A 15424-nucleotide genomic window follows, 5' to 3' on the forward strand; every position below is an offset into this window, starting at 1 on the left:
AACTTTCAGTATAGTCATATTCCACTCTTTGCTTAAACTTAATTTATTGTTACATTTGTAATGAAATTTTCATACTTTTTTGTTTGCAAATACAGTTCATCACTGAATTCTTTGAGCTGAATTAATTGATTTTGCAATCCAACACTATCCATGTGTGCCCCTGCACTCAGATTGAGTTGGATTTGGATCATTGTATCATTTAGCGCTTTCCAATCATTCATCAAATATTCAAAAGTTGTAATTTGCCTCTTAATCATCTCAGTAAACCCATTCATTTGATCCTCAATAAAAGTCATTTCAGTCACTTGAATTTGGGTTTCTGCTAACTGCTGAATTAGTGGTAGTAATTCTTTTTGTTTCTGCTCAATGATCCTAGCAGAAGCAGCTGTTTGGCTGTCGAAAAGATCTAAAATTCCACCACCAAGAGATGAAATAGAGATAAAATCTATAGTTTGAGTCTGAGCTGCTCCGCCCGCAATCGTAAAGACTTGCTTCCCAATATTTATAACGCCGTTACGAACTTCATTTGGTCTATTTAAAATTTTTGCGAGTTCTACCAGTATCTCTTCTTGAAGTCTTTTAATATCAGCTCTTAGCTGTGTAACAGTTCCATCTGACCCCTCTAAGGATTGAATTGCTATTTTTGCTTTTTCAGAAAACCCTTTGTTATCTTGAAGCAATAAATCATTAAAACGATTTAGCTGCAATAAGGTTTGGTTCATATTATCTTGGATAGTTTGTACGTCCTGTTGTAGTCTATTAAAAGCATTTACAAAACTCACTTTTGTTTCCGCATCTGTATTTACCGTTTCCGCTAAATCATATAATGTACCATAATAACCATTGAATCTTGTACTAAAACGCTGCATATCTTGATTTAAATCAACTAACTTAGGATTATATTCATCTAACCATTCGCGAACATGATTTTTTACAAATTCTTGGTGATTCGTTAAACTGCTCATACCAGTCCCTTTAATGGTTGGTTGCTGTAAAATAATTAATCCATATGCTTGCGCTAAAGGTGATTGTGAACCTAACGTTCTAATCGAATGTGATAATGTATTCGCATTTTTGACATTTTGTACATATGTTGACTCTGATTTAGACTGCACCCTCTCCGCGTAAGCACTTACATAGTTGGAAGGACTTGCTAATATTGCTGTAACCAATAATCCTGTAACTAAAGTTTTTTTCACTTGAACTCCTCCTTTTCTTATTTTTTAAAGAGAGATTCTAAAATAAGTCTGTTACAATTACTATTTTTATAAAGGAAATAGCAATAGATATTGACTAGATTCTTTCTTATTCTCCTTTTTGGAGGGATGGAAAAAGATACCCCCTATTAGAATATATAAACATCAGAAAATACGCAATATTACGATTAATCACCCACTATAAGATAATAGTGACTAGTTTTTTTTATGTTTTGTTATATATATACCAAAAAAATATATATATTTTTTTGGTAATGTCATATTTAAAATAAAAAGATATATACGAATTAAGAAATCCATCGTTAATTGTCATAAATTCTACAATATTTTTGAATGTGGGTGTTTTAGTCCATTCCCTGAAAAGGGAGATAATACAAAATATAACAAATGGATAAATGTGTCTAAACGAGATACCTGTAAAAATGAGTCATAATATTCATTTCATACCCATGTATTGTTTTTTATTAAATAACTAACTTACAATAAACAAAAAACAATTACCTATGCAGATAATTGGTTTTTGTTTCAGTTTATATTAACTCGAAAAAATATTTACAAATTTACCTATAATTGGATGAATTATGCCAATATCCTAATTAGATGTAAAAAAACATTTTATTAAAAAAATCTTTAAATTTACATAGACTCTAGATACACTACATATCAACTTCAGATACTTGTTCTATGATACAAGAAATTCTTTTTATTACTATATATTTGTTCTTTCCTGTTGCAGAATCCTTATTATAAGGATTCTTTTTTTGTATCAAAAATCTACAAAGAAAAAAGATAAGATCGGGAACACAATCTTATCTTTAGCACAAGGAGTAAACAAAAGGATAACTATCATATTGTTATTATAAATTATTTTTTGTTAATTTTTAATATTAAAACCATAATTGATAATTATATCTATATTGAGAAATTTATTACAAAATTAGCTATAAATGATTCAAAAATCGAAAGTAAACTTTTACCCAAAAGTTTACTTTCATTCCTAATTACAATAAGAAAGGCAAAAAGAACTTGTAGGAATCACTACAAGTTCTTTTTAGTTAAGGTGAATATACGGGACAAACAAACTATCTTACAGATTCATTATAAAACTACAGGGGTAATGCTTTGATAAGTATATTATATAACAAATATTAACATCCATAGATTTTAATTTTGAAAATTATGTGAATTAAGTAAACAGAATGGTATATCATTTTCTCTACCTAAAAAATCCATTTATTTGTTTTGTATAAATAACTTTAAATTAATATCTATATCATAATTAATTAGTGAAATTATAAGTATAGGTAAATAGAGAAGAATGTAGCATTCTTACAGATAAACCTTTATATATATTCGATACATATTAATTATAATAATATGTATCGATAGGTATAGATAGATATAATACGTCAATATGTTTGAATTGCATATATTTCCACGGCGGATTTCACAAGAAATGAAAATGTATATTTTTTACAAAGTGTGAGGTATAATTTTTGTTGAAGAGCAATCTGTAAGTCCCATTAAAATATGTGGTAAATTTACATGGGATATGCATTACATATTCGAAAAGAGATAGTGCATTTAATAAAAGTGTTCTTATCTCTTTTTTTGGTTCTGGTGCAAAAAATCATTTGATAGAGACATAGAACCTACACAGTGTTTTCGATTCTAGATTAGGGTGGTAACAAATCACATTTAGAATCTAATGGTATAAAGGTTATCATACCAAATGATCCTGAAAGAGATGTTGTAAACAAGATTATTTATGAGGAGGATCAATTTGAACAAAAAAATTATAAATTTTTCTGTATATTGTACTTTGAATGTCTTTATGTATCTAATGGCATATTTCTTTGCCATAAAACCTGCTATTATTACAGCAACAACTGTGGACTATAATAGGATGAAATTTTTAACTATACTATTTGTACTTACAGTAATTTCAATCCTATATGGCTTTATAATGAAAAAAATTATTCGTCATAATTCCAAGCTCTCGCATTCAATTACAAATGAAAGCATACTGTTTACGTTTAGCCATATTTTTACTGTTTTTATTTTCTTGGCTATAATGTTCATTTAACTCATATATAATGTGTGTTATAAGTGAATTTGGTACGTTACAAGACTATTTGCTTGCCCCTAATTGGTGTTATGTAACCTTATATAAATAGCTTATTTACAACACGAAAAAACAGAAAATTCATGATGTAATAGACCTAATAATATCCATAATTAGGAAAATCAATACTTTTGCACGCAATACTTTTCCTTAATCTGGCTCAGGATATACTTTTTTAACAAGGGATTCTAATGTAACCCACCCTGTAACCATTTCCCCGTCTTGATTAAAGGAGAATTTCTTATCTTTATACGTAAAGTCACCTGTTTTTGTTAACTTTATCCATGGTGGATTAATCGTTGTTTAATTTTTAAAATGGTATGATGTGCACGAGTGCGCAATCACAAAAGGGCCACCTATTTTCATAGGTGACCCTTTTGTGTTGGGTAATCTTCTTTCGTGGAGAGTGAATCAATAAGATGTTAGCTTTCCAATCTAAAAACGATAAGGGTAATAACCTTGATTTAATTATACATCAGTATATAATTTCTGTTCATTGAGAAAGTAATTTCCTAATAATCCTAAAAATTAACAAGAAAAGACACTCATTACCATGAAACTCTTCTATTGTCCAATGTGTTCTTTCTAAAATACTATTAATATCTTCCTGAGTAATTGTATTTTTCATTATTACTTCCTCCTCTATTTTCGTTCGTTGTGTTCGTTTGTTTTGTTAGGGAAAAATAAAAAAACAATTAAATAGATTAATTGTTTTTCCAATGCATAATCTTTATTTTTATTTTTCTGAAGTAACCTAATATATTTAAAAAAACAAATCCTCCAAATGCAAGTGGTATATAGATGAACCCTATCTTTAATATTGCCTTTGTTTCTCTGTGATCAGAATTCCCCATTCAAATCAACCATCCCTTTATTTGTATGTATTTTCTTTTTAATTCCAATAATAAGGGAATTATACCATCAGAAGAGATTAAAATCTTTATTTTCAAAAATTATTAACCTTATCTTTCCTTAACAACAAACAAGACACCGCCAAGATCACGGCAGCGCCTACGATAATTGCTATTGGTTTAACCATTATTCCACTGATAATCCTAACTCACGTTGAACTCCTGAAAACGAATAGCCATATGCATATCCTACAATACGGATTCCTGGAGCGTATCTATGCTCTAAATCTTCATTGTAAGTTTTCTTGTAATACTCTAATTTAGAAACAATATTATGTTTATCGTTAATAATTACCTCGTCGCTAGGGAATCCATCCATTTCAATCTGTACAGCTACATAGTTAGCCCCTTCACTTGCTGCTCTTTTATATTAATCAGCTTGTCACCATTTGAAAGGGCAAGCATATATTACGGATATGGCAGCTATTCACTCATAGGGCCTCCTTTTTAAGAGCACTTGTATACAGCGCTCTTTTTTGTGCGAAAATTTTTCTGCAAAATGAAATTTTTATAAAGTTTTTTCGAAAATCATATATATCCATAATTCCTAACATTACATATAAATAATGTGTTATTATTAATTATGAAGATATTTACCAACTAACTTTTATGCCCTAGTCATGCACCGCACTAGGGCATATTCTCATTTTTTTAAATACATACAAATAATTTTTTACATCAATATATTGCATTATTAATTAAAATGATATATTATATTCAGAGAAGAGTAAGGTAAGAGTTACTCTTTGCCGTTTTAGGAAAGGTTCTGTTGGAAACAGCAGAGCCTTTTTTCGTGGTTTAAAAATATTAAGACAAAGTGAAATTTTTATACTAACCCTCATCTAACGCCGTAACAGTTAAATAATTACGAGCCTTCTTTTTGCTGGCCACTCTCTTTATATAAGATGGTGTCTTATAAAAGAGTATTGTCTTAGGAAGTACGCCCAAATATTGAGCGCACTCCTGTACAGTTCCAATACATATTAGCGATTCACCCTTGTAAATAGCATACTCCTTTAACCCCATTACCCAACTCCCCTTACTCTAAAATGAAGTTTTTATCATGAAACAAACCTTGAATGTTTATGTCGCTTCTTGACATCCTAAAAATAGGAGGTGATATATATGAATAACTCTAAAAAAGAAAAAGATGATGTGACAAATAATAATGTGCTTGGTCTTGATTTAGATGAGCAGACTATGAACGGATTATACGGAATGCCTGAAACTGATATTGAAGACAAAGATCACCGTAAAAAAAGCAATTCACCAAAAACCTAGTACATATTTACACATAACATCTTTCTAATTAAGAGCACATTGCAAAAGTGCTCTTATTTTTCGAAGATTAGACCAAATAGCGTTTTTGTTAAGAAATTTGTTTATCCTCAACAAGGGGTAGCACCAACAATATCTTTTATTGCTTTATGAACTGCAGCAATATCTCCCAATGTAGATAAATACACTAGTGTATCAAAATATGTTTCAGTCAAATTAATAATTTCTTTTCCGTTTCGAGTTAAATGTTCAACTTGTTTATCGCTAATACGTTCCCATTCTTTAATGGTTTTATTTGCATCCTCCTGCAGTAGTTCCAACGCCTTATGATGTTCCTGTTCAGTTTTCACTAAAGTTCTTGTGAGCTTGTAGTGACTTTGTTTCAATTTCTTCTTCCGCTCTTTGCAAAACAGTTAATATATCAACTATGTCCGAATCATCCATTCGCGTTACCATTTCATTTCTAAGACAATCTTTTAATTCCTCAATTTCCTTCATTACTCATTCCCCTTTCAAATAACGATTTTGTCTAAATCCATATACTTGTACATACTAGATGTGCTTACTGGGCGCACTGACGCTATTGATGATGAAAGGCTACATAATACTCTAATTGGTGTTCAAAAAAAGTATGGGGTGTTATCTGAAAGCCAAAGAGAGAACTTCTGCAAGCAGCTTGATCATTATGTAAGGTTCTTAGGTGAGAATAATGAAATATTGTGATTTAATTTCATAATAAAAGAAATCTTTTTCAAAGGTAATAGGTAAAATTTTACATAATTTTACCGAATTAACCAATGAGGGCTACGGCTCTCTTTTTTTATTTTCATTCGACATAATATGACAATATACGAATTGATAGTTTGCTATTATTATCTAGAAATCTTACATTTATCTACAAATTATTATTGTATTGTTAATTTTTAAAATGTAAAATATTTCAATGTAAATACATAACATTTAGGGAGATGGAGAAATTTATGAAAAAACTATTAGCTTCAGCAACAGCAGTTACATTATTAACAGTGGGGTACAGTTCTGCTGCATTTGCAGCCAAGAGTCCTAATGATACAAAAAATTGTGGACATTTTAAAAGCCAACAAGATGCTCAAGCATTCTGGGATCAGAACGGATATGGCGTTGGAAATGATCCACATCGTTTAGATAATGATAAAGATGGCATTCCATGTGAAGATTATAAGTATCCAACAAGCACAAATACTACAACAGAAAATAAAGAAACTACTAAACCTCAAGAACAAACTAAACAAGAAAATACTAAGCAGGAAAACACTAAGCAAGAACCTGCTATACAAGAAAATACTAAGCAAGAGAATTCAAAACAAAACAACCAAACAACAAATACTAATCCTCAAACAACTGCAAAAGAAACAAAGAAAAATACTAATACAGTTGTGAAAAAAGAAACTAAAAAACAAGGTGAAAAATTACCTAATACAGCATCAAACGGTGTTACAATGATGTTAGCAAGCTTAGGCTTAGCATTGGCTGGATCTGTATTAATGTTCCGTCGTAAAAAGACAAACGCATAAAATAGTTCCTTAAAACGGCAGGAGAAATCCTGTCGTTTTCAAATGGAGTGATAAAAATGAATAAAAAACAATGGTTAGGCTTATTTTTAATTGTTATTGGATTTACTATCTTTTCCTATTATTTTCTAGAATGGTATGGTGCTAGACAATCAGCAGAGTCGCTAACGACTAACGAAGCGAAACACTATGAGATCTCCACACCTTCTAAAGAAAATGAAACAACAGACATCAATCAAACAGAGACTGAGACTTCATTACAACCTGAAGAACCTGTACAAATTCCAGCTTCAACGGTAAACCATCAATTAGGAGATAAAGTGGCATATTTAATTATCCCTAAAATACAAAAGAAATACTCTGTATATTGGGGAGCTGACGATAAAGTACTGAAAAAAGGTGTAGGTATGTTTGTTAGTGATTTAACTACTACACCATCTGGAAATGGACATACAGTTTTAAGTGGGCATAGAGATACTGTTTTTACCGAGCTTGATCAACTAAAGGAAAATGACCAACTTATCGTGGAATATGAAAATAAAACATATACATATAGAATTAACAAGCATTGGATAACGGATTCAGAAGATCGAACAGTTATTGTAGACAAAAGTGAGCCAACATTAACATTAACAACTTGCTATCCTTTTGACTATATAGGAGACGCTCCAGATCGATACATAATTGAATCATCTCTACTCTCCACTCGTTGAAGATGGGAGCTTCGGCTCTCTTTTTTTATTTTCAGTGGTAAAATAATATTTGGATGGAAATCCAACACTCATATTAGTATTATTAAAATTAAAGTGGTTCAAGTCGGAGGAAGGCACCTTTGGGTGTCTTTTCTTTTATCTTTCGACAGAATATGACAAATTAAGAAGGTATAATTTGTTATTATCATCTTATTATCAATATAAACTGTTATAAAAAAAGGAGATATACATGCTAGAATTTAAAGGGCAACTAAGTACACTAGTAGTCACACCAACTAAAATTACTATTAAATACTCTCGTTTAATCGGTAAGGGATCTAAAGAAATCCAAATCAAAAGTCTTACGGGTATACAATTCAAACCACCAGGCTTCCTTTCACATGGTTATATCCAATTCGTTTTCCCTGGAAGCTCTGAAGTAAAAACTAGATCCACCTCTGACTTGGCAAAAGATGAAAATACTGTCATGTTTAATAAACACGAATATAACAATTTCTTAAAAGCAAAAGAGTTAATAGAAGGGTATATGAACGAACAAGAAAAAAATACTTTCGCTTCTAATGAGCATTCTTCTACAACAAATCCTGTAAATAACTATTCTGTCGCTGACGAAATCACTAAACTAGCTGCATTGAAAGATCAAGGAATTCTAACAGAAGAAGAATTTACAGCAAAAAAGAAACAACTATTAGGAATATAATAAGGGGGCATCCGCTCTCTTTTTTTATTCCTATTCGACACAATATGACAAAATACAAATAACTTATTTGCTACCATGGGATAAGAAATCTTACATTTTAGCTTATATAACCAATACATACTGGGGGTAACACAATGAAACGCAAATTACTTACAGCATTAACATGTAGCGCATTACTTATGGGTATGGCTGCTTGTAGCTCGAACGAAAAGACTACAACTGAGTCAAAGTCATCTGAGCCTGCTTATAAAAAAGAAGAGACAAAATCTAAAGAAAAATTAGCCTTTCAAGATATGACTACAGATCAATACCTAAAAAACTACAATAAAATTAAAGATGAGTTAGCTGGTCAAGGTATTCAAATACTACCTTTTAATCTTGAACTTGAAGAAAGCACTAAAACCCATCGATTTTATTACACAAAAGAAGAAAACTATGGTAACACAGATACTAAGTGGGTTAGTGTGAGTTTAAGAAGAGATGGCAAGACAATTGACAGTATGTTATATAATGGAGCGCCGGATCTTAACACTATTAAAGCTATGATAAAAGCTACAGGATTAACATGGTCAGATAAACTAGACAAAATGGTTGAAGGAAAAGAATCTAGTAAAGATAGTGAGAACATAATGGTGGACGGAGTAAGAATCTCCATTTTCGGAAGTCCTACTGACATCAACGTTTCAATCGATGCACCACCAAGTATTTAATATGGGTATTAAGTGGCCCTCGAAAGAGTGTCTTTTCTTTGTTGAATTCGCTGAAAAATATGATAATATATTATATGAAAGATTAAAGATATATTCGTTGTTTTAAAAGTTATATTATTAAAATTAAAGTGGTTCAAGTCGGAGGAAGGCACCTTAGGGTGTCTTTTCTTTATTAGACAAAATAATATCAATTGTATTATAAATATAAAAGAATAAAAGAAAGGTAAGTGAATATCATAATTAATTTTGAAGCGTTTAATCCAACTATAAACGACTTAGCGATCAAGCTGGCTATGATACTGTTTATACCGTTATTCTTAGCATTGATTGTCAAAGTGGTACTTATGAAGTTTATGACGGAATCAATTGCTAGCAGATTAGCAAGTCTATCTTTGTTACTTTTCATGTATTATGTATTTAAATTTGTTACAGAGTAGGAAGGCAACTTTGGGTGTCTTTTCTTTATTTTCAAAAGGACCTGCTCAATTAATGCGTAAAACCATAAAGTAAAGTGAACCCGTTAAAATACATGAGTGACCTTGAATTTCCCCTCCTACTCAAAGGAGAGATTAAAATGGGATTTGGTGGTAGTTGCGGTAGTTGTGGCGGCGGCGGTTTCGCTGGAGGATTTGCTTTATTAGTTGTACTATTTATTTTATTAATCATAGTTGGAGCTAGCTGCTTCTGCTAAACAAACTATCGGAAAAGACACTCTTATATGGGTGTCTTTTCTTTATGTATATTATTTATTATCCGATTCATCAGTTTTATTATAAACACATTTGGCTTCTCCAAAAAGACCACCTGTGTCCCATTCTCCACCATAATACGCATACTTCCCAGGTGAACCATTGTCTCTTATACTTGGATATGATTTTAGTTTATATTCATAAACCGAAACCATAAAAATATAAATAGATTACCACGATTATAATTCCCATAAGAGTAATTAATAGGAGTTTACCATCAGCACCCGTAATAACCTCTTTTAGATTTTCTTTTGCTTGTTGTTTCTTTTCTCCACTTGAAAAGAGATAAATAATGAAATACGTAACCACTAAGAACAATGAGAATATTATATCTATCATTACTTATGTACCTCCCTACTATATATGTACTATTAATTTCCTTATACGTTTTAAGCTAAGATATCTGAAATCATACTGATAATAAATATATCCCCCGATTAAAAGTGCCGCAGCAACGATTAATATTATTACTCCATCCGGACTATTAACAATTTCTTTTATATGATTTTTTGCTATTTGCTTAGTTTCTCCACTTGAAAAGAGATAAACAATAGAATGGAAAATTAGTAAGAAAAATGCCGTAATTACATCTAACATGGCTTATGCGCCTCCTTAATATATGTGAACCATTAATTAACCAATAATTACCTTGTAAATTATATCAGCCCGAGTAACTGGAATGCTTACTTCAATAAAAGCCAAATGACAAAAATTACTCCTGTAACTGCTGCAGATCAAAAAAAACCTACCAACATTTTCCCCTCAGGACCATTAATAAGCTCTTTTAAAACTTCTTTTGCTATTCGCTGACCTTTACCACTTAAAACTATCGAAAGAATAAGGAATATTACCACTAATACAAATGAAGAAATTATTAACTCCATGACTCATGTACCTCCCTAATATATGTGCGCTATTAATTAACCAATAATTTCCTTATAAATTATATCAGCTAGGGGACATGGAAGTATAACAAATTATTTATATAACTTATTTTATTAATAGGCACGGCATTAATACAGGATAGTCCAAGTCGGAGGAAGGCACCTAAGAGTGTTTTTTCTTTATTTCTCAATATAAGAACTTTAAGGATATGCTATTATTTAAATACAAATTCCCTTTTGTGCACTGAGATAGTAATACCCAATAAAAAAGCCCACCTATTTCCGTAGGTGGACTTTATCTTTATTACACAATACCAAATTATACTCTCATTTTTTCATAAACTTTATGCAATTATACATGTTTGTAAAAATTACACTAAATAAATATTACATGTAGTAAAATATAAATTGTGGACACGTTCTATAAAACAGATTCTCCGATTAGAAGGCGTAACACATCTCAACCATATAGATGTGGCGTTGCTTTAATCTAGCCAAACAAAAGATCTCGATTCTCTTGTATTTGTACACTAACAATCTGGTAAAAATAAATGATTCTGTTTTATAGGACGTGTTTACTTAATTTCCAGTAAAGTGGTTCCAGTCGCAGGAAGACACCTTTGGGTGTTTTTTTATTATAACTACTTACTAAAAACATCCCATATTATGTATAATAAAACCATTAATATTTCTATATTTATCTCTTAATGGGGTACGGAAACGATTCTGGGTATGAGGGGCCACTCTGGGAAAGTATTCAAATTGATACAATAAAAAACGTAGAAAATAATTATTTCTACGTTTTTTATGTTTACCTAAGTTCTTTTTAGTTATTTTACAACAATGAAAAACTCACCTGGCATTTCATTTTGTGCATCTTGGAATGTTTTTAAAATTAAATCTGCATAAGGTCCTAACATTTTTTGAGTATTCTCGAAAAATTCCCATTCTATTGTTATAGGAAGACCTATAAACCCAGTTAAACAGTCCCACAAAGCATCCGCATTTTCCCCATAAAAGCTATGAAAATCTAATTGTTTTTTTAATGCTTGGTGCAATACTTCTTTACTAGTGAATTTTCTTCCATCCAATTTTACTATTTCCATAAATTCAATCCCTCTATTTCCTATTTTACTTCGGTAAATGTTTTATAATGATCAGAAGTCTTATACACTAATCCATCATTAGAATAAAGAATTCTATCATTCCCTCGATATCCTGATAAATAATTAATATCCGCTTCATACCAAGTCCTATTTGGAGCACTTGGTAATAGACCTTCATTATTCCGGTAAATATTTCTACCAATACTTTTTCCTGGAGCTACTTCGTGGAGATTTCCTTTTCTTCTATCCCATCCTAAAGCCTCAGCTTGATCTTTCGTAATATAATTAACCGGTAATTTTTTATGTTCCTTTACATACTTAGCAACTTCATCAAAACCGGTAGGATATTTTGTGAATTTTGTATTTTTAGCAGCCGCTTCTAGTGCCTTTCCCTTCTTTTCAAGGTCACCAATTTTCCCTACAACTTTACCAATTACACGTGTAGTACCACCTGATACAACGGATAGTGTACCCCAGCCATAATCTTCTGGTCCATATTTCCTACCTGTTGTTACATCTTCAACTTTGATAAGTTGTCCAATTTCTTTTCCTGTCCCAATCCTGATGTAATTACATGTATCTTCAGCAAACCCCAACCATAGTAACTATCACTTTATCTTCCAATACTTTCAGATAATAAACTTTTTACTTAATACTAAACAAACGTAGGAATCAATAATTCCTACGTTTGTTAATAAAAATTCTTTTTACTTAATAATATCTTTTACATTTCCTATACGTATATCACCATCATGAAGATATTCAATGACATAGCCCATATCTGGTGAATATATCCACGTATCAAAACTAACAGCTGTAACATCATCTATTACTTTTAAAACTTGATGTAAATTTGTTTTAATTATTGGCACTCTAGCATTATCCCAAATAATATATACTGTTTGAGAATATGTTCCAAAACAGTTTTGTAGATATACTTTTATTTCATCCTCATTATATAAATCACCATAGTTTTGAATATTGGACCAATCTACTCTCCCCCATGATGTAATAGGAAATGCATTCCCAAAACTTTTTACTATCATTTTCCCTTGATTAGTTTCTAAAATTTCAATTTCTTTGCCTAATGCTTCAATACATTCTTCCAACAATGTTGCCATTTTATCACCTACTTAATAAAAAACGTAGAAATTAATTATTTATATGTTTTTAATTATAGATACTTATCTTTCGATTTTTATATCCTTACACCATATTTCTAAGTTCATAGGAGGCATAATTATTTTACAGTTATATAATTTCAAACCTTCTTTTTCTATTTCACCAATTTCAATATCATGAAGAAAATACGGTAACTGTTCATGTGTAAAAGTTTTTATTGGTTTTTCTTTTACATATCCCATACTATGTTTAAAATCTATTTTATAGCAACCACTAAATTGAAGGGTGACATCATCATCCCCATCTTTAAAAATTAAACTCACTTCATCACCAAAATAATCACATGCTAATTTAGTAACCCAAGCATCCCAGTAATATAACTTATCAATTTTTTCATGTATTCTCTGTACTTTCATTTTTCCACCTCAATTCTTACATTTTATATGGAATATGAGCATCTGGACTTTTAGCATCTACTATATTTCCATTTAAATCTAATGGATTTTTATTCTCATCATATAAATGTACATGATCATATTTTGTTACTTTATCCGGTGGATCTATTCTCATCCTTATTGTACCATTACCATCTCGAACATGAACAAACCCGTTATTCTCTGTGTATTTTTATATGTTACATTTTTCTTATTAGGGATTATGTTTATATATAGAAGCATAAGAGATTTGTATTTAAATGTTTCATATATAATTATTGGTCTTGAGTTAGTAGTAGGTGTATTTCTAGCCATATATATGGCACTTAATTATTTAGTTGCTTAGATGAAAATATAAAAAGAATACCGCCTTTAAAGGTGGTATTCTTTTTATATTAATGAATTGTTTTTTTGTTTACAGGTTTCTTGATCTTTTTGTTTATAGTGTTTTGAATGTATACTTTTATTATTGATTTTGCTAAAAATAGATAAAGTCGGATAAGATTAATAAAATCAATATTTTGAATGTACACTAATGGTTAAAAGTTTACATTCGACTTTCAAACCATTTACAACAAAATTTGTAATAAATTTCTCAATATGGAAATCCTATTTATTTCTAAATAAATGGTCTCAATTTTATATTAATAATTTATATTTATTGAGTGGTACCAGTTTTAGGAAAGTCAATTAGAAATATAATCTGACAGTTTTTAATTTTGTATAGAGGAGCGATGTGTGATGTCAAATGAAAACAATATGAATACATCTATGATTAACGATGAGAATTTGATTCCAAGTGAAGTCCTAGCTAGTGGTAAGCAAATATCTTTTCCTGATTTTAATTTTTATAAAATCCGTACATTTTGTGGTAAATATATTGATATAGACGGTGGATCTACTGCTAACGAAAAATTCGCTTTTCAATATACTGTGAGTAATAGTGATAATCAAAGATTCCTAATTTTCACCCTTGATAATAATTATTCTGTAATTGCTGCAAAGCATAGTGGAAAAGTGCTGGATGTTATGGACTTACCAAATTTACCAGGTTTGCCGGATATACTTATACAATACGATTTTCAAAACGGAGATAATCAAAAGTTTTTTATAGCAAATGAAGGATCAATTGCAGTAAAAAGAACGGGGCAGGTATGGGATGTAATGGACGGATCAACTAAAGATAAAACGCCAATTATACCCTATAATTATTCAGGGTCTTCAAATCAAAAATTCACACTAGAAAGATCAGGATCAGTCTCTATTAACCTTCCGACAATAGGCACTTTACCTCCTGCTCCTGATTTCAAAACAAATGATATAAATGAAGAATTACCGGATGACACACCACCAGTTATTACACATGCTACATATATGCCTTATTTCATGGTAAAAGACCCTTATTACAATGCACAACAAAAAATCAAAAATACGCCTTACTATATTTTAGTACGAAGACAATATTGGCAGAAAGTAACTCAAAGAATACTAGCACCAAGTGATACATATGACTATACGGAAACAACTGGGGTTTCTAGAACAGATCAAACTTCTATGACGGAAACAACAGAAATATCAATAGGTGCGGATTTAGGATTTATGTTTAAAGGATTTTCTTTAGGATTATCAGCATCAATTACAAAATCATTATCAGTTACCAAAAGTACATCAACCACGGAATCAACGGAAATCACGCAAAAGGTGGTTTACACGAATCCATTTAAGCATCAAATAGCATATGCAAAATACATGTTGATTAATGAATACTATGTAACACGTGCGAATGGTGAAATGATAACATCAGGGGATGCGTCTTATTGGAAAGTACCAGATCCATCACGAACAGTTGCACGAATTATTCCTCGATAATCATAAGTTGTCAATCTGTAACGATGTTATAAGGTGCTTTAGATTAGTATCTACCT

At 30.8% G+C, this 15424-nt stretch carries 21 protein-coding genes and 3 pseudogenes; 9 read left to right on the top strand and 15 right to left on the bottom strand.

Annotated elements, in window-relative coordinates:
* Positions 1 to 38: 38 nt before the first annotated feature.
* A complete protein-coding gene (nheA, locus tag JFU18_RS28980; RefSeq protein ID WP_201033488.1) occupies positions 39 to 1199 on the bottom strand; it encodes a non-hemolytic enterotoxin subunit A in 1161 nt (386 codons plus the stop codon).
* A gap of 1801 nt (positions 1200 to 3000) precedes the next feature.
* On the opposite strand from nheA, the gene JFU18_RS30140 reads away from it, so the two are divergent.
* Positions 3001 to 3303 (top strand): hypothetical protein, encoded by a 303-nt coding sequence (locus JFU18_RS30140; RefSeq protein WP_002191567.1) that lies wholly within the window; start codon positions 3001 to 3003, stop codon positions 3301 to 3303.
* A gap of 192 nt (positions 3304 to 3495) precedes the next feature.
* Here the strand turns inward: JFU18_RS30140 and JFU18_RS30685 are convergent.
* From JFU18_RS30685 to JFU18_RS30145, 4 genes and pseudogenes are all read right to left on the bottom strand, one after another.
* Positions 3496 to 3612: pseudogene (locus tag JFU18_RS30685) on the bottom strand (N-acetylmuramoyl-L-alanine amidase family protein); the annotation flags it as partial.
* Between the two features lie 280 nt (positions 3613 to 3892).
* A pseudogene (locus JFU18_RS30690) lies at positions 3893 to 3970 on the bottom strand (Gp49 family protein); the annotation flags it as partial.
* 410 nt (positions 3971 to 4380) lie between these two features.
* Positions 4381 to 4614, bottom strand: a pseudogene (locus JFU18_RS28985) (hypothetical protein); the annotation flags it as partial.
* A 470-nt stretch (positions 4615 to 5084) separates the two neighbouring features.
* On the bottom strand, positions 5085 to 5279 hold the full coding sequence (locus JFU18_RS30145; RefSeq protein WP_242488466.1) for a hypothetical protein: 195 nt from the start codon (positions 5277 to 5279) through the stop codon (positions 5085 to 5087).
* A gap of 99 nt (positions 5280 to 5378) precedes the next feature.
* Here JFU18_RS30145 and JFU18_RS28990 point away from each other — a divergent pair, with 99 nt between their 5' ends.
* Positions 5379 to 5534 carry a DUF4021 domain-containing protein gene (locus tag JFU18_RS28990; RefSeq protein ID WP_201033487.1) on the top strand — a complete coding sequence of 52 codons (156 nt, stop codon included), beginning with the start codon at positions 5379 to 5381 and terminating at the stop codon, positions 5532 to 5534.
* Positions 5535 to 5641: 107 nt separating this feature from the next.
* On the opposite strand, the gene JFU18_RS28995 is transcribed toward JFU18_RS28990, so the two are convergent.
* A complete protein-coding gene (locus JFU18_RS28995; protein WP_201033486.1) occupies positions 5642 to 5881 on the bottom strand; it encodes a hypothetical protein in 240 nt (79 codons plus the stop codon).
* Positions 5871 to 6029 (bottom strand): hypothetical protein, encoded by a 159-nt coding sequence (locus JFU18_RS29000; protein WP_201033485.1) that lies wholly within the window; start codon positions 6027 to 6029, stop codon positions 5871 to 5873. The genes JFU18_RS28995 and JFU18_RS29000 overlap by 11 nt, the downstream gene beginning before the upstream one ends.
* A gap of 482 nt (positions 6030 to 6511) precedes the next feature.
* Here JFU18_RS29000 and JFU18_RS29005 point away from each other — a divergent pair, with 482 nt between their 5' ends.
* From JFU18_RS29005 to JFU18_RS29025, 6 genes are all read left to right on the top strand, one after another.
* Entirely contained in the window at positions 6512 to 7084 is a 573-nt protein-coding gene (locus tag JFU18_RS29005; protein ID WP_201033484.1) for an excalibur calcium-binding domain-containing protein, read from the top strand.
* A gap of 56 nt (positions 7085 to 7140) precedes the next feature.
* Complete coding sequence (locus JFU18_RS29010) at positions 7141 to 7794, top strand: class D sortase (protein WP_201033483.1); 654 nt, start codon at positions 7141 to 7143, stop codon at positions 7792 to 7794.
* A 229-nt stretch (positions 7795 to 8023) separates the two neighbouring features.
* Positions 8024 to 8494, top strand: a complete 471-nt coding sequence (locus JFU18_RS29015) for an SHOCT domain-containing protein (RefSeq protein WP_201033482.1) — start codon at positions 8024 to 8026, stop codon at positions 8492 to 8494.
* Between the two features lie 134 nt (positions 8495 to 8628).
* On the top strand, positions 8629 to 9204 hold the full coding sequence (locus tag JFU18_RS29020) for a hypothetical protein (protein ID WP_201033481.1): 576 nt from the start codon (positions 8629 to 8631) through the stop codon (positions 9202 to 9204).
* Between the two features lie 227 nt (positions 9205 to 9431).
* Positions 9432 to 9641 carry a hypothetical protein gene (locus JFU18_RS30445; RefSeq protein ID WP_240381191.1) on the top strand — a complete coding sequence of 70 codons (210 nt, stop codon included), beginning with the start codon at positions 9432 to 9434 and terminating at the stop codon, positions 9639 to 9641.
* A 137-nt stretch (positions 9642 to 9778) separates the two neighbouring features.
* A complete protein-coding gene (locus JFU18_RS29025) occupies positions 9779 to 9895 on the top strand; it encodes a YjcZ family sporulation protein (protein WP_002069235.1) in 117 nt (38 codons plus the stop codon).
* Between the two features lie 196 nt (positions 9896 to 10091).
* Here the strand turns inward: JFU18_RS29025 and JFU18_RS29030 are convergent, their stop codons facing one another.
* The 8 genes from JFU18_RS29030 to JFU18_RS29065 all read right to left on the bottom strand — a co-directional run bounded on the left by JFU18_RS29030 (position 10092) and on the right by JFU18_RS29065 (position 13635).
* On the bottom strand, positions 10092 to 10292 hold the full coding sequence (locus JFU18_RS29030; RefSeq protein WP_078178894.1) for a hypothetical protein: 201 nt from the start codon (positions 10290 to 10292) through the stop codon (positions 10092 to 10094).
* 18 nt (positions 10293 to 10310) lie between these two features.
* Complete coding sequence (locus tag JFU18_RS29035) at positions 10311 to 10550, bottom strand: hypothetical protein (protein WP_201050433.1); 240 nt, start codon at positions 10548 to 10550, stop codon at positions 10311 to 10313.
* Between the two features lie 137 nt (positions 10551 to 10687).
* The gene (locus tag JFU18_RS29040; RefSeq protein ID WP_201035061.1) at positions 10688 to 10837 is read right to left on the bottom strand and encodes a hypothetical protein; all 150 of its coding nucleotides are present in this window, start codon (positions 10835 to 10837) and stop codon (positions 10688 to 10690) included.
* Positions 10838 to 11667: 830 nt separating this feature from the next.
* Entirely contained in the window at positions 11668 to 11943 is a 276-nt protein-coding gene (locus JFU18_RS29045) for a barstar family protein (protein ID WP_201035060.1), read from the bottom strand.
* 20 nt (positions 11944 to 11963) lie between these two features.
* Entirely contained in the window at positions 11964 to 12539 is a 576-nt protein-coding gene (locus JFU18_RS29050; protein ID WP_201035059.1) for a ribonuclease domain-containing protein, read from the bottom strand.
* Positions 12540 to 12650: 111 nt separating this feature from the next.
* Positions 12651 to 13064, bottom strand: coding sequence for a CDI toxin immunity protein (locus tag JFU18_RS29055; protein WP_201035058.1), 414 nt, complete (start codon positions 13062 to 13064; stop codon positions 12651 to 12653).
* 63 nt (positions 13065 to 13127) lie between these two features.
* The gene (locus tag JFU18_RS29060) at positions 13128 to 13481 is read right to left on the bottom strand and encodes a hypothetical protein (RefSeq protein WP_201035057.1); all 354 of its coding nucleotides are present in this window, start codon (positions 13479 to 13481) and stop codon (positions 13128 to 13130) included.
* Between the two features lie 16 nt (positions 13482 to 13497).
* Positions 13498 to 13635 (bottom strand): hypothetical protein, encoded by a 138-nt coding sequence (locus tag JFU18_RS29065; RefSeq protein ID WP_242486502.1) that lies wholly within the window; start codon positions 13633 to 13635, stop codon positions 13498 to 13500.
* A gap of 605 nt (positions 13636 to 14240) precedes the next feature.
* Between JFU18_RS29065 and JFU18_RS29070 the strand changes: the two genes are divergently transcribed.
* Positions 14241 to 15368: an RICIN domain-containing protein gene (locus JFU18_RS29070; protein ID WP_201035056.1), complete on the top strand. Its 1128-nt coding sequence runs from the start codon at positions 14241 to 14243 to the stop codon at positions 15366 to 15368.
* The last annotated feature ends 56 nt before the right edge of the window (positions 15369 to 15424 follow it).

The organism is Bacillus sp. TH22, from assembly GCF_016651015.1.
Lineage (GTDB): Bacteria > Bacillota > Bacilli > Bacillales > Bacillaceae_G > Bacillus_A > Bacillus_A mycoides.

Excerpts from the sequence above, each read along its gene's own strand:
- JFU18_RS30145 (WP_242488466.1), bottom strand. The coding sequence starts at position 5,279 with ATGGGGTTAAAGGAGTATGCTATTTACAAGGGTGAATCGCTAATATGT.
- JFU18_RS28990 (WP_201033487.1), top strand. The coding sequence starts at position 5,379 with ATGAATAACTCTAAAAAAGAAAAAGATGATGTGACAAATAATAATGTG.
- JFU18_RS29000 (WP_201033485.1), bottom strand. The coding sequence starts at position 6,029 with ATGAAGGAAATTGAGGAATTAAAAGATTGTCTTAGAAATGAAATGGTA.
- JFU18_RS29005 (WP_201033484.1), top strand. The coding sequence starts at position 6,512 with ATGAAAAAACTATTAGCTTCAGCAACAGCAGTTACATTATTAACAGTG.
- JFU18_RS29010 (WP_201033483.1), top strand. The coding sequence starts at position 7,141 with ATGAATAAAAAACAATGGTTAGGCTTATTTTTAATTGTTATTGGATTT.
- JFU18_RS29015 (WP_201033482.1), top strand. The coding sequence starts at position 8,024 with ATGCTAGAATTTAAAGGGCAACTAAGTACACTAGTAGTCACACCAACT.
- JFU18_RS29020 (WP_201033481.1), top strand. The coding sequence starts at position 8,629 with ATGAAACGCAAATTACTTACAGCATTAACATGTAGCGCATTACTTATG.
- JFU18_RS29025 (WP_002069235.1), top strand. The coding sequence starts at position 9,779 with ATGGGATTTGGTGGTAGTTGCGGTAGTTGTGGCGGCGGCGGTTTCGCT.
- JFU18_RS29030 (WP_078178894.1), bottom strand. The coding sequence starts at position 10,292 with ATGATAGATATAATATTCTCATTGTTCTTAGTGGTTACGTATTTCATT.
- JFU18_RS29035 (WP_201050433.1), bottom strand. The coding sequence starts at position 10,550 with ATGTTAGATGTAATTACGGCATTTTTCTTACTAATTTTCCATTCTATT.
- JFU18_RS29040 (WP_201035061.1), bottom strand. The coding sequence starts at position 10,837 with ATGGAGTTAATAATTTCTTCATTTGTATTAGTGGTAATATTCCTTATT.
- JFU18_RS29045 (WP_201035060.1), bottom strand. The coding sequence starts at position 11,943 with ATGGAAATAGTAAAATTGGATGGAAGAAAATTCACTAGTAAAGAAGTA.
- JFU18_RS29055 (WP_201035058.1), bottom strand. The coding sequence starts at position 13,064 with ATGGCAACATTGTTGGAAGAATGTATTGAAGCATTAGGCAAAGAAATT.
- JFU18_RS29060 (WP_201035057.1), bottom strand. The coding sequence starts at position 13,481 with ATGAAAGTACAGAGAATACATGAAAAAATTGATAAGTTATATTACTGG.
- JFU18_RS29065 (WP_242486502.1), bottom strand. The coding sequence starts at position 13,635 with ATGAGAATAGATCCACCGGATAAAGTAACAAAATATGATCATGTACAT.
- JFU18_RS29070 (WP_201035056.1), top strand. The coding sequence starts at position 14,241 with ATGTCAAATGAAAACAATATGAATACATCTATGATTAACGATGAGAAT.